The following is a 12,243-nucleotide window of genomic DNA, read 5'->3' on the forward strand; positions in this document are numbered from 1 at the left end:
TGTTACTAGGTGCTATATGAAACTAAAAAATTAGGCTCTCTTGTGTCTACGATACTGGGAGCACTCCAAAAGCCCATCATTTATTGGGCTTTTTCTATAAAAACTAAGGGTAAATTATTTCTTTTTAAGATTACCATTTTCTATCTGATAGCTCATTGTATCAAATAAGAAATCTGCAAGTGTTTTCGCTGAATTTACTGCTAGCTTTGCATGGTGTCTACTTGGTTTATACGTTACACCATGTGCATCAGACATTTTATTTCTCATAGTCGCAAGACCATTAATTATATTGGATAACCCTGACAAAACCTGTTTAATTGAGTCAGAAATATCCTGTCTGCTTGGTTCTAGATTTAATAGCTTTCTTACTCGATTAAAAATCTTAACTAGGTCTCCATCATTTCCTTTAGCATTAGGATCTAACTCAGCTTCAATTTTCACACATACTGCTTCAATTAAGCTGCGTGCATTAGTTATGGCCCCTGAGTAATCTTCGGCCTCAATTTTAGCCTTACATTTTTGGATTTGTTCTTCTATAAGAAGTTCACTAAGTTCTTCAGATTTTTCAAATCGCTGCTCAATCTCAATAATAGTTCCAGCTAACTCTCGTACTTTGTAAAAATTTCCATCTCTAACTACTTCATAGCCGTCATAATTTAAAATTTCATTTACTTGAGCAGCGCAGATTTCTACTGAATGCCCCTTAGACGTAAGATCAATCCAAAGCCTAGGGTCAAGCATTTCTCGAATGGCATCTTTTAGTTTAGGCTTACCATTCAGTTCAGAAACTTTTCCTTTTGCATAAATGGCACGGCTTGGAAAACCTTGCCCATAGGTTTCTCTAAACCCCATTTTATTGAAGAATTCTACAAGATCGACACCACGTCTATATGGCCAGCCTTCTAGATCTCCAGCTATATATTCGCCAAGACGTTGAGTAGAGAAGTCAGATAATTTCATTGGTTTAATTCAGTAAATCTAAAATTTATATATTACTAATTATCAATAGATTTTAAACAATAAAAAAACCCCGGCATCCTGCTGGGGTTTTTCGTATTGGTTCGCTCGGTATAACTCCTGTCGTACCTTACAGTCCTTGTGCTTATCTATTGTTATTCTTATATGGAACTTCCTGTTCTCGATGAGTTCATAATAGGAAAATTCCAGTATTCCGGATAGCAGCAAAGAGTAGAGATTGATGTGAGCCAAAGCGTACAAAATAGCCTAAATTTTATCCCCAGCAATTGGGGATAGTTTTGGAACTTGGATCCGTATGAAATGGGCACTGATTGCCAAATTGATCGTTTTTTAACCAATTTTACTGGCAAAATGTTACAGATATGCTTAAAAACTCACCAACTTATTACAAAAGCCAATTTTTGTGCATTTTACGATCAGGGTGAAATTTTTAAGTAATTGATATTTATATTAATATACAAGTGTATTGCGTATAATCACCATTATGTTAAATAGGGACTGCTACACTATACAACTGTTACTTGTAAGGATTAAAAATGAGCTTAGGCATAATGGAAAAACTCACTCATAGTACAGTGAGAATTGAGACAGATCTTCATGGTGGTGGGATATCTACTGGTACAGGCTTTTATATGAATTTTCTCCAAAAAGAAGATACTTGTATTCCTGTAATTGTTACTAATAAGCACGTAGTTGCTAACGCTAATGTTGGTCGATTTCATGTAACAGTTGCTAAGGATGATGGGCTTCCTGATACTGGCAAACATCAACAATTTCAATTCGGGCAATTTGAGCAACAGTGTATAAAACATCCCGATCCAAATATTGATCTTGCAGCTTTTTTAATAGGACCATTACTAAATCAACTGCAACAATCTGGGCAAAAGCTTTTTTATATACCCCTCCAGACAGATCTAATTCCAAAAGATGAGGAGCGTGAGTCCTATTCATCTATGGAAGATATAGTAATGATTGGTTACCCAAATGGAATTTGGGATGCAAAAAACAATCTTCCTGTTATACGAAAAGGTATCACTGCAACGCATCCTAATGTTTCTTGGAATGGTAAGTCTGAATTTTTAACAGATATTGCTAGTTTTCCAGGGTCTAGCGGCTCTCCTGTTTTTTTAGCAAATATTGGGGGATATATGGACAATAAAGGCAATACCTACATGGGGGCCTCTCGTATCCGCCTTTTAGGTATTCATTATGCTGGAGCAATGCATACTGCATCAGGTCAAATACAGATTGTTACCGCACCAACTTCAAATATTCCAGTACCAATTACTCAGATACCAAATAACATTGGTGTAGCTATTAACTCTAAGGAAATTTTTGCTCTTGAGAAAGAAGTTGAACGTTTGGTTGGGGGAAATCTGTAACTAAAATTAAGTTCCCCTAAAATTAACATAATACACCTTATACGAATTCCCAGAGCATGGCTTTCAGCCATGCTTTTGTTTATCAAAATAGTATAGATATATGAATTTTAAGATAAAGAAAAAGCCTTATAGTCTCTCCCGGAACTATAAGGCTTATAAATCGCTGTAATTTTTTTCTTAATTACCTACTTTTTTCTCTATAGGTTATGAATATATTTTACCGATAGGTAAAAAACAAAGATATAAGACAAAAGATGAATATGCTAAGAATTCCGCGTAAAGCCTACTATACTAGTTTCGCATAACTACCATTATGTTAAATGGAGATTCAAAGCTCTTTGCTAAAGTAGGTATAGTAGTAATAATTATTGAGTAAATAAGAGAATTAAGCTAATGAAATACTCAAAAGAAAGAATAGTAAAAGCCCTACTACTTGCTCCATTACCATTACTTTTCTTTGCTGCATTGCTCTTTATCATAATGAATCATGAATATAGCCTCTATTCAATTTTTGTGGTTTTTGTAGGGCATGGGCTTGTTTACTTAGCTTATTGTATTTTGACTGTGCCTTTCAGCTTCATGTTCTCAATTCTTTTAAATCGTTATAGCATCCTTAACCTGCTAACCATCTGTATTAGTGCTCTAATTATTGCTGCACCATTTTTTATTCTTTTTGGATGGAGCCATACAGGAGAAATTTCAAAAGAATGGTGGAAGATGTATACCAATACATGGACTGTTCTTATGGCTCTATTCCCTGGCTTATGTTATTGGCTATTTCTGATTACCTTAAATGATAAAAAATCAAAAAATGTTGAGCAAATGACTTAGAGTGAAATTCTTAAATATGCCTAAAATTAACATAATACACCTTATACGAAACGTGTTATAATTTTCATTAGAAATCAATGCTGTAGTTTCTAGTTGATAGCCCATCTTCCCCAAGGTGGGCTTTTTTATGGCTTTTTCATGTTTCACGCTCAATAAATAAACAATGTTCCACGAGTTTATTCAGTTTTAATAAACATCATCCGGTTTTTTGAGGAGTCATTATTTCAGGTGCTTGCACTGAAATTGGCTCATCAAAAAATTGGAGTCCTGGCTAACCATAGGGAAGGAAAAAACGGCTCAGGAAGCCTCTTTTTTTAGGTTCTGGCTCAACGTGTTCAGGGACAGGGATACGTTTATTGTCTTGTCGAGAGGTAGTCAATCCGTCATAGTTCGATTCAGTCTGTGACCGAGAATCTGTTGCTATATCCTGTTTAGATTTATGATCGGTAAACGTAGTCATATTGGCTTTTGGAGCTTCCAGTAAGCGCTGCATGGCCTCAATCTGTTCTTGATAAAACGATTCACGTTCTAATGATTGATTTTCTCTCTGTATTGCCTGATTTAATTGTTTTTCCAGTATGTCAACTTGACGTTTTAGCGAGTCAACTTCTGTCAAGTTTTGACTATTAGTTGATTGACTTTGGTTGACAGTAGAGTTGTTTTTTTGTGGTTCTCCAAAAACTCTCAAAGCCTCTGTGAAGTCAATTAAACCATCAGATCCTTTTGATAAATTCCCTTTCTTTATATGAGCATAGACAGCCTGTCTAGAATATCCATATAGTTTTGCTAGTTCTGAAACTGACAGTTTTTTCATTATGTAAACCAGTTTTCAAATAGTGTTAATAGTTGATTGTTAACTTTACTATGTCAATTGACATCATTTATTGAAAGCCGACTTTTCGAAGTAATGGCATAAGTTCTTTTAATTTATTTGGCTCTTGTAGCATGGTTACAATCCGTGCAGCAAACTGTTCATAGCTTTCATTACCTTGTGAAAGTTTAGCCATCTCAGGAAGTTCTGATAATTTACTAGCAAATAAATATCGTTGTGCATGTGTCAAATTGATTTTTAACTCTTTGTCCTGACCAATGTCGTTGGCTGTATTTATTGCTGACTTTTTCTGTTTGAAGCTAAATGAAAAACCTGTAATGGATCTACCGGTTTTATGTTGTTCAACTTTGACATTAATATCGGTATGTTCATTTACTTGTTTTAATGCAATGTCCAAAACATATTTCTTAAAATCGTACATCCTTTTGTATTCAGTTTCGAGTACACCTATTTTTTGTCTGAAATCGTAGATAGTTATAAGAGGCGTTTTTCCCGTACTACGCCAAGCAATCAATATTTCATATAAACGAACAGCATAAGCACTCGTTAAATTGCTTATTTGCTGTATCTCATACTTTGTAAATTGTTCTTCTAGCCTAGTTATTAAAGGCACAATAGCGGGAGCAAAAATAAGTCTAACGACAGCCTCATTATCAATATAAGCAACCTCGCTTACCCATCTTGATTTGTGATTAATAACATTACCTTTTTCACTAAGGCTTTGATAACTGAATTGTCTTGCAAATAGGTCATCGCAAGCATCTTTCAAGGCTTGATAAGCAGTATTTCGATGTACACCAAATTGATTGATATAACTTTCAGCATGAACTGTTAATGGATCATTAGCATTGATCCCTTTACCTGATTCCCTGGCCTCAACGATAGCTAAAAGAATTAATCGTTGTTCTACTAGATCAAGGTTATAACTAGCATTAATTAAAGCGTTATCTTTGACAATTAGTTCGGTTTTCATATGAAAAATTTATATTTTTAAGTCAATAAGACGAGGTTATAATATTAACTCGCTTAATGCAAGGTAGACCTCGTTTTAATGCAAGGTAAACCTCGTTTTAATGCAAGGTAAACCTCGTTTTAATGCAAGGTAAACCTCGTTTTATAATCTCTAAAAGCCTTATAAATTCAGCCTTACAGGCTATCTAAAAGCATTTAAAAGCTTAAAAATAATTAAAAGCCCAGGGAATGAAAAATTGCCCTTGGTTTTCGCTTCGCTCAAACTCTATTGAATCTCGCTTTCGCTCGATTCGTCGGGGCAATTTTTGGTTAATATTTCCGTGACTTTGAAAAAAGCAAAAGCAAGATAAAAAGCAGATCGGAATTCGCTTCGCTCATAAGCTTTTTTACTCGCTTCGCTCAGTTTGGGAAGCCAATTTGGAAAGTTCGCACCCATGCGGGATGCTCTGCTATGCAGGTGATGTATGGATAGGGAGCTTGTAATCAGGGAAAGGGATGGGCAAATTTTCTCAGTTCGCTCGTAGACACTCGCTCTGTTTATCGACTCATGCCACGAGATTTCATTTTAGGCGCATGTTGCTGTGCTTTGAGCTGTTCTTGTCTAAGTTTCATCTGCTGTTCGGTTTTGATCTCGTCCACACATTTTTTAATGACCTTGTAGGACTGGTAGAGGGTCTGGTATTGCTTGGCTTTCTCCGGATGCTGCTTTTGGTATTTCTTCCAGGCATGTTCCTGGAAAGCATCGTTTTGCAGTAATTCCTTCACACCATGTTTTTTCTGATGCTCATGTTGGCCTTTTAGTTTTTTGTGTTCCTGGTAAATCGCGTCACGTTGTGCTTCCCAGGCTTTTTTGCCAAACAGCAAGGGCTTGTTCTGGGTTAATTCGTTGTGTTGATCCACCAGACTTTGCAATTTGTCATGACTTTGCTTGAGTCCGCTTTTTACGATCTCCTGGGCAAGCTGCTGATTGAACTCGTTTTGATGTTTGTGCTGATTGATCAGGGTTATTTCGGCTTGTTTAAGATTACGCTGCATGAAATCCAGGTCTAGATTCGCGTCTTTTGCGCTAATTTGGCCTTTGAGCAGTTGAACGAGGGTTTCCCTCTGTTTTTCCTCAAACACGGCTTTTTCGTCAATTGGTGGCGTTTTAGCGCTATGTTCGATTTGAATCTGCTGTTCTTTTTTCTGTTTGCTGAGTTCTATCTCATTTTCAGCAATCAGCATGTCCATATTTTTGCCGTATTGCAGCTGAGCCTGATTTCTGTGTTTGATTTCATCATTGCTTCGGCTGATTTCGGTTTCGATGCCTTGTCTGCGTAGCTCGGTGACTTTCGGTCCTTCGTGCAGCGTCGCTTCCAGACCATTCTCCTGATCTTTGTAGCTGCGGTGATTAACTCGGGCGGTGGATCCGGCCATATCCAGGTGCATATTGCAGATCTCGGCAAAGTGCTCGCGCCAGTGCTCGATTTCTCCACTGTGTTTTTGGTCCAGTTCCCGGGTTTTATCCGTGAAGCCTTCTGGCGTGAGTTTGCGTGTGCTCATCAGGATATGCGCGTGATAATTGCGTTCATCGCTGCCGGATCCGGTATGCGGTGCATGGATACATGCATCAACCGCCACCTGGTGTCTGTCTACAATGCTAGAACATAGATCTTCGAGCATGGCCAGGCGTTGTTCCTGGTTCAATTCACTGGGAAAGGCAATTTCGAATTCCCGGGCGACTGTAGAATTTTTTCGGGTTTCCCGTTGTTCAACTTCGTTCCAGAGTCTTTCCCGGTTTTTTAAATGCTCTGGTGCGCCTTCGGGTAAATAAATCTCTTTATGTTCCACACCGGTTTTTCGGCTGTAATCATGTTCCCGGCCTTCACGTTCACAATAAATCTTTTCACCTGCACGATAGGCGATTGCAGCAGTGGCGGAACGCCCTGCAGATCGTGCTACGGTTTTGACTGAAAAGTGGTAAATCGCCATGCCTGTTTTTCGCTTTTAAATTTTCACGTAGTGAAATACAACCGTGGATACGGTTGTCGGGGTATTGGGGGGACCCCAATCGGACTTGCAAACGAAGTTTGCATAAGTGCGCTCTTCGAGGAAAACATTACTATACATATAGCACCTTGAATGCATATTCAAGTGCGCTTATGTTAGGGATGGTTTCCCAGGATGATGGTATTGGATTAATGAGCGTTACTGAAACACTAGACAGCAAAATCAAGGCTCAGGAAGAAAAGCTGAAGCAGCTTAAAGCTCAAAGACAGGCAGCATTGGCAAGAGAACGTGCCAAAGAGAAAGAGCAGGCACGAAAGGATGATACCAGACGTAAAATTTTAATCGGATCCTGCATGCTAAAAATCACCGAAGAGGATGAACAGGCTCGGGCAAAATTGATTATGCAGATGGATAAATATTTAACGGATGAAAGAGATCGTAAGCTGTTTGATCTGCCGATATTTAATTATTGATCTGTTGAAAAGATAAATAGGAATGTGAAATGAGATTGTTGATTGCTTTGATTTTTCCTTGGCTGCTGTTTTTCACGATAGGACGACCATTTGCAGGCATCATTTGTTTGGTACTTCAGATTACAGTTTTAGGTTGGATCCCGGCTGCCATCTGGGCAGTATATGCTTTGTCGCAATATAAGACTGATCAGAAAATTAAAAGAGCAATTCGCTCTTCATAAATAGTTTAATTTTCTGATTTTTAGATCTGATTAATTTTGTGATTTCCATCACACTTATCCATAAGTTAGTGATCGGTTTTGGGGTATTAGGGGTGATTGTTTGATCAATAAGTGATCTAATAAGTCTTATAACAATAACTATAAAACTCCAGAGGGAAAAAAAATTAACCCTCTAATTCTTAGTTAGAAAAAAAATAAAATAAGAATTAGAGGGTTTCATTTTTTATTAAATTCACTCTATTTTTTCCACAAAGCTCTTATCCAATATCGGTATGGGGCTATTTTTTTGAACTTCGTATAAGAGATTTTATGTTAGACAGACGAATGAAAGGCTCATAAACAGGGCCTTTCACATAACGTGTATTATGTTAATTTTAGAAAATTTTAAGAATTAACTCTCAAGTAACTGGCCTATTTCCAACCTACTATATCCTCGCTCTTTTAGTACCAAGACAATAGCTTTTTTATAGTCATCAGAACTGGAAGTCTTATATTTTATGATTAATTGATTCTCTGAATTCAGTTCAAGGGCATTCTTATAGGTTAAGACTTCAGTAGAAATCTTATTAAAAATATTTAGATTAAACATACAGGTACTCTTCATCCTGTTATAGCGGCCCGACTACAACAAATACCTGCCTTAGCTTAGCTAGACACCCTTGGCAACAAGGATTACAAATTAAGAAAAGTTCTGCAAGTTTTCAAAAGCTATAAGGATGAATAATCAACTAAAATCATTATTATTTAACATAATGGCGATTACATGAAGTGAGGTCTAACATTTGAACTTCGCATAAGAGATTTTATGTTAAATGAGCAAAAAAAATAGGTACATGTGTACCTACCTTAAGAATAGAAATGATCGTAATTTTATCAAGCAGCTAGAATATCTAGGATTTTACTTCTTGGTAAAACATACTCTCCATTATCCTGCTCTTGGAAAAAATCATTAGCGGCACGAATCAATGTATTGATGTAATCACAATCATCGTGCTTTTCATGCGCTGGTGGAGCAAAAAAAGCTAACAATAAAACTGTTCCCTCTGAACCTAATGTATAAACCATACATAAGTCACTTGTTCCTCGGCGCCCTATAAACTTACGAGGAAAATTATTTTTATCCCATTCTTCGATAGCTTCATCTGTCATAGCTTCCGCATCAAAGATATGAACATGCGCTAGTCCATGTGCTTCCATCACATGCCTTGGATAATCATTGGGAACATCCTTCCCAAATGACTCATGGAATCGTTTAGAAAACGCTCCACTATTAAACATATAATCTTCAAAATCTTTAGCCATCATAGTAAGGATATGCCGATCTTCATCGGTTTTAGCCCCAGCATAATAGCAATCTAAAATTTGAAAATTTTTTGGTAAAAAATTAGGAATACACCACCTCCTGTAGAACTCAAATCAACTCAACAGTATAAGGTGTATTTAAGATTTAGAAATATTTTTTTTAAAAAAAAATAGAGCCTATGCTTCTGATGTACTTGGATATTTCATCATGTAAGCATTTCGAGTATTCATAGAAATTCTTTCGGCTTTTTCTCTTGTTAAACCATAAGATTTTCTAGCTACTTTTTTAACTACTTTTTTAGATTCAGATATAGACACTATATTTTCTGTTCTCATGAACTCACTATAACCATTTATATAATTTCTATACTCAAACCCAGATAGATTATGAATACGAAGATACATTTGGCAGAATCCTTAAATGGATGTTTTTGATAAATTATTGATTTTTAATAAAAAAACAATAATTTGTTTTACGGTTGGTTCGCGATTATAAAGCAACCGAATTGATTAAGATAGTTCTTATATTACTCTTGACAGAAAAATATAGTGTAAAAAATTGATACTTGATGGTCATTAGAAGAAGGTTTTTTTATTAATAAGTTGTTAATTTTCATTAATTTATCCTTTTAGATTAATTAGAAATAGTATTTTTAATATAGGTATAGCATAAAAATAAGAAAAATAAATACTTATCTAATTTTTATTAGATAAAAATTCTTATGCTTAATACAAACTATAAGCAGTTTTGTTAGTAAGCGTCCGCTGAACCCCATGCCTATTTTTTAATTTGAGTTGGATTTCCAGCGATGTGGTAGTAATTCTTCTATTTGGGTCGCTTTATGCGTCGGCAGCCTTTTCAGCACATCACTGAGATAGGCATACGGATCCAACCCATTCAGCTTTGCTGACTGGATTAAAGTCATGATATTTGCCGCTCGCTGTCCACTGCGCAGCGAACCTGCAAACAACCAGTTCTTACGGCCCAATGCCCAGGGACGCATTGAGTTCTCTGCCCAGTTATTGTCAATGGGTAGATTGCCATCATCCAGATAGCGGCTTAAGGCTGGCCAACGCTTCAGACTGTAATTGATGGCCTTGGCGGTTGGAGAACTCGATGGCACCGTCAGATAATGTTGGTTGAGCCATTCATACAGTTGTTGCATCACCGGTTGGCTGTGCTGTTGTCGGTATTCGCGGCGGTGTTCTGCTGTACTATCGGTCTTTTTCCTGAGTTCTGCTTCTATCGCATACAGTTTCTGAATCATCAGTAATGCCTGTTCAGCGATCTGACTTTTCCCAGTCACATGTAGCTCATGGAATTTACGACGTGCATGCGCCATGCAGCCCACCTCAATGACATCGCCTGATTTAAAGCGTGCTTTATAACCACTGTAATCATCACAGACCAGATGGCCCTGCCAGCCATTCAGGAACTCTTCTGCATGCTGACCTGAACGGCTATCCTGAAAGTCATAGATCACCGCTTGAACTGGATTGTACTGTGTAGTGGCATAGGCCCAGACATAACCTTTCTTCGGTTTTTTCTCATCATCACCCATCCGCATGATGGTGACCGGCGTTTCATCGGCATGGATCACCCGCTGTTGCAGCACCACCTCTTTTAAGGCATTGGCCAGAGGCTCCAGTTCTACACCGCAGCGACCTATCCAGTCAGATAAAGTAGATCTGGACAGATCAATGCCCGCCCGCTGATAGATCAGGCGCTGACGGTACAGCGGCAAATGATCGGCATACTTCGATACCAGCACATGGCTGAGCAGTTCAGGTGAAGCAATGCCTTTATCAATCACATAGGCGGGCATCGCTTGCTGAGTCAGGGTGTCACACTGATCACAGACCCATTTGCCACGCACATGCTGTTCCTTATAGAACTGTGCCGGTCTGAAATGCAGTTTTTCACTGATATCTTCGCCGATACGACGTAACTGGCAGCCACAACTGCATTGGGTTGATGCAGGTTCATGCTCAATACGGATGGTGTGTAGATGATCCGGCAGCAGTCGACGTTTAGGTTTGTTGACTGTGGCTTTCTCTGTCGCTGCATCGGTTTTATCTGCATTCAGCCGCTCCAGTTCCAAATCAACTGCTGCGATATCCTCTTCAACCGCTTCGTCCCACAGATGGATTTGTTTTGCGGTGAGATGTTCGTTTTTACTGCCAAATTTGTGCTGTTTAAATAGTGCGAGCTCATGCTCGTATTTTTGAGTGAGAATGGAAAGATGTTGAACTTTGGCATCCAATTGCTGGTTTGATTTTTCTAATTCTTGATTTGATTGTGCCAGAGACTGATGCTGCATTGCCAACTGTCTGGTAAATTCCAGCAGTTGTTCATGGGTCAGTTGGCTTAAGTCTGGCAGCGTATTCATGACCGCAGTATGCCTGAGGTCATGACGCAGAGGAAATAGAACGTTTGGAGAATAGCAGAATGGACCAGCCTAGTTTAGAGCATCGTCACCACCTGCTGTCGTCCAATGCGCTGCCAAGGTAAACCCTGGATCAGTGCATGTAACTGTTCCGGACTGATCGCCATGCTTTCACCCTGGTGAACCTGCGCCCAGTGGAATTTTCCCTGTTCCAGCCGCCGGGCACACAGCCAGATGCCCAGTCCATCATGTACCAGCACTTTCATGCGATGGCCACGTTTATTACAGAACAGGTAAGCACAATGCGGTTTGATGTAGCCAAAGGCTCTCACCACCTGAGCCATGATAGTATCCATCCCTGCTCGCATATCCAGAGGTTGGGTAGAAAGCCAGATTTCATCAATGCGGATCATGTTGCAAGTGCCTTGAGTAATTCTGCTAAAGCAGATATTTCTGATACTTGCCATTTCAAGCCAATTTCTGCTTTTGAGTGGGGTAAAGTAATTTGAACCGTTAACATGTCAGTAGGAGTAGGATCTAATGGTGTAGAGCAAGATAAGGCAATAAATGCAGGTTTATTCGGTAGTGGTGAGCGATCATTCCCTGGCTTACCATCAATTAAGCGAATCCATTTGGATACAAGATTTGTATTCAATCCATGTTGCAAAGCGACCGAAGCAATTGAAACGTCCGGTGCTTTACAAGCCTGAACGATCTGCTGTTTAAATTCAGCACTGTATGTTCTTCGTTTTTTCGCAAGAGATGCGATGGATGTCTGGTGATTTGTAGTCATAAATTTTAGTCCCCACTTGTTTTTAAGTGGGGACTAAATTAAGGCTTATAGGATGAATTCATAAGGTGTGTTCAGCGGACGCT

At 38.5% G+C, this 12,243-nt stretch carries 14 protein-coding genes; 4 read left to right on the forward strand and 10 right to left on the reverse strand.

What is annotated here, in order from left to right; genetic code table 11:
* Positions 1-114: 114 nt before the first annotated feature.
* Positions 115-960 (reverse strand): abortive infection family protein, encoded by an 846-nt coding sequence (locus ACO1B7_RS15695; protein WP_108091257.1) that lies wholly within the window; start codon positions 958-960, stop codon positions 115-117.
* 554 nt (positions 961-1,514) lie between these two features.
* On the opposite strand from ACO1B7_RS15695, the gene ACO1B7_RS15700 reads away from it, so the two are divergent.
* Both ACO1B7_RS15700 and ACO1B7_RS15705 read left to right on the forward strand, forming a co-directional pair.
* Complete coding sequence (locus ACO1B7_RS15700) at positions 1,515-2,360, forward strand: S1 family peptidase (protein WP_423090389.1); 846 nt, start codon at positions 1,515-1,517, stop codon at positions 2,358-2,360.
* A gap of 393 nt (positions 2,361-2,753) precedes the next feature.
* Positions 2,754-3,191: a hypothetical protein gene (locus tag ACO1B7_RS15705; RefSeq protein WP_423090349.1), complete on the forward strand. Its 438-nt coding sequence runs from the start codon at positions 2,754-2,756 to the stop codon at positions 3,189-3,191.
* A gap of 271 nt (positions 3,192-3,462) precedes the next feature.
* On the opposite strand, the gene ACO1B7_RS15710 is transcribed toward ACO1B7_RS15705, so the two are convergent.
* The 3 genes from ACO1B7_RS15710 to mobQ all read right to left on the reverse strand — a co-directional run bounded on the left by ACO1B7_RS15710 (position 3,463) and on the right by mobQ (position 6,966).
* Positions 3,463-4,005: a plasmid replication DNA-binding protein gene (locus ACO1B7_RS15710; RefSeq protein ID WP_423090348.1), complete on the reverse strand. Its 543-nt coding sequence runs from the start codon at positions 4,003-4,005 to the stop codon at positions 3,463-3,465.
* Positions 4,006-4,072: 67 nt separating this feature from the next.
* Complete coding sequence (repM, locus tag ACO1B7_RS15715; RefSeq protein ID WP_423090347.1) at positions 4,073-4,996, reverse strand: replication initiation protein RepM; 924 nt, start codon at positions 4,994-4,996, stop codon at positions 4,073-4,075.
* 536 nt (positions 4,997-5,532) lie between these two features.
* Positions 5,533-6,966, reverse strand: a complete 1,434-nt coding sequence (mobQ, locus tag ACO1B7_RS15720; RefSeq protein WP_423090346.1) for a MobQ family relaxase — start codon at positions 6,964-6,966, stop codon at positions 5,533-5,535.
* A gap of 209 nt (positions 6,967-7,175) precedes the next feature.
* Here mobQ and ACO1B7_RS15725 point away from each other — a divergent pair, with 209 nt between their 5' ends.
* Positions 7,176-7,457 (forward strand): mobilization protein, encoded by a 282-nt coding sequence (locus ACO1B7_RS15725; RefSeq protein ID WP_423090345.1) that lies wholly within the window; start codon positions 7,176-7,178, stop codon positions 7,455-7,457.
* 29 nt (positions 7,458-7,486) lie between these two features.
* Positions 7,487-7,678, forward strand: coding sequence for a YqaE/Pmp3 family membrane protein (locus tag ACO1B7_RS15730; RefSeq protein WP_032073103.1), 192 nt, complete (start codon positions 7,487-7,489; stop codon positions 7,676-7,678).
* Between the two features lie 391 nt (positions 7,679-8,069).
* On the opposite strand, the gene ACO1B7_RS15735 is transcribed toward ACO1B7_RS15730, so the two are convergent.
* The 6 genes from ACO1B7_RS15735 to tnpA all read right to left on the reverse strand — a co-directional run bounded on the left by ACO1B7_RS15735 (position 8,070) and on the right by tnpA (position 12,160).
* Entirely contained in the window at positions 8,070-8,267 is a 198-nt protein-coding gene (locus tag ACO1B7_RS15735) for a hypothetical protein (protein WP_108091252.1), read from the reverse strand.
* A gap of 284 nt (positions 8,268-8,551) precedes the next feature.
* Entirely contained in the window at positions 8,552-8,983 is a 432-nt protein-coding gene (locus ACO1B7_RS15740; protein ID WP_108091251.1) for a type II toxin-antitoxin system YafO family toxin, read from the reverse strand.
* A 174-nt stretch (positions 8,984-9,157) separates the two neighbouring features.
* The gene (locus ACO1B7_RS15745) at positions 9,158-9,385 is read right to left on the reverse strand and encodes a hypothetical protein (protein WP_133175292.1); all 228 of its coding nucleotides are present in this window, start codon (positions 9,383-9,385) and stop codon (positions 9,158-9,160) included.
* Positions 9,386-9,765: 380 nt separating this feature from the next.
* Complete coding sequence (tnpC, locus tag ACO1B7_RS15750) at positions 9,766-11,370, reverse strand: IS66 family transposase (protein WP_004733110.1); 1,605 nt, start codon at positions 11,368-11,370, stop codon at positions 9,766-9,768.
* Positions 11,371-11,444: 74 nt separating this feature from the next.
* Complete coding sequence (tnpB, locus tag ACO1B7_RS15755; RefSeq protein ID WP_005232274.1) at positions 11,445-11,780, reverse strand: IS66 family insertion sequence element accessory protein TnpB; 336 nt, start codon at positions 11,778-11,780, stop codon at positions 11,445-11,447.
* On the reverse strand, positions 11,777-12,160 hold the full coding sequence (gene tnpA, locus ACO1B7_RS15760; RefSeq protein WP_004733109.1) for an IS66-like element accessory protein TnpA: 384 nt from the start codon (positions 12,158-12,160) through the stop codon (positions 11,777-11,779). Before tnpA ends, tnpB begins: the two co-directional genes overlap by 4 nt.
* Between the last annotated feature and the right edge of the window lie 83 nt (positions 12,161-12,243).

The organism is Acinetobacter lwoffii (assembly GCF_049367455.1).
GTDB classification, from domain to species: Bacteria; Pseudomonadota; Gammaproteobacteria; order Pseudomonadales; family Moraxellaceae; genus Acinetobacter; species Acinetobacter lwoffii_W.

What these genes read in the sequence shown, in the direction of transcription:
- ACO1B7_RS15725 (WP_423090345.1), top strand. Translation starts at nt 7,176, where the DNA reads ATGAGCGTTACTGAAACACTAGACAGCAAAATCAAGGCTCAGGAAGAA.
- ACO1B7_RS15735 (WP_108091252.1), bottom strand. Translation starts at nt 8,267, where the DNA reads ATGTTTAATCTAAATATTTTTAATAAGATTTCTACTGAAGTCTTAACC.
- ACO1B7_RS15740 (WP_108091251.1), bottom strand. Translation starts at nt 8,983, where the DNA reads ATGATGGCTAAAGATTTTGAAGATTATATGTTTAATAGTGGAGCGTTT.
- tnpB (WP_005232274.1), bottom strand. Translation starts at nt 11,780, where the DNA reads ATGATCCGCATTGATGAAATCTGGCTTTCTACCCAACCTCTGGATATG.
- ACO1B7_RS15695 (WP_108091257.1), bottom strand. Translation starts at nt 960, where the DNA reads ATGAAATTATCTGACTTCTCTACTCAACGTCTTGGCGAATATATAGCT.
- repM (WP_423090347.1), bottom strand. Translation starts at nt 4,996, where the DNA reads ATGAAAACCGAACTAATTGTCAAAGATAACGCTTTAATTAATGCTAGT.
- ACO1B7_RS15730 (WP_032073103.1), top strand. Translation starts at nt 7,487, where the DNA reads ATGAGATTGTTGATTGCTTTGATTTTTCCTTGGCTGCTGTTTTTCACG.
- tnpC (WP_004733110.1), bottom strand. Translation starts at nt 11,370, where the DNA reads ATGAATACGCTGCCAGACTTAAGCCAACTGACCCATGAACAACTGCTG.
- ACO1B7_RS15700 (WP_423090389.1), top strand. Translation starts at nt 1,515, where the DNA reads ATGAGCTTAGGCATAATGGAAAAACTCACTCATAGTACAGTGAGAATT.
- ACO1B7_RS15745 (WP_133175292.1), bottom strand. Translation starts at nt 9,385, where the DNA reads ATGTATCTTCGTATTCATAATCTATCTGGGTTTGAGTATAGAAATTAT.
- ACO1B7_RS15705 (WP_423090349.1), top strand. Translation starts at nt 2,754, where the DNA reads ATGAAATACTCAAAAGAAAGAATAGTAAAAGCCCTACTACTTGCTCCA.
- mobQ (WP_423090346.1), bottom strand. Translation starts at nt 6,966, where the DNA reads ATGGCGATTTACCACTTTTCAGTCAAAACCGTAGCACGATCTGCAGGG.
- tnpA (WP_004733109.1), bottom strand. Translation starts at nt 12,160, where the DNA reads ATGACTACAAATCACCAGACATCCATCGCATCTCTTGCGAAAAAACGA.
- ACO1B7_RS15710 (WP_423090348.1), bottom strand. Translation starts at nt 4,005, where the DNA reads ATGAAAAAACTGTCAGTTTCAGAACTAGCAAAACTATATGGATATTCT.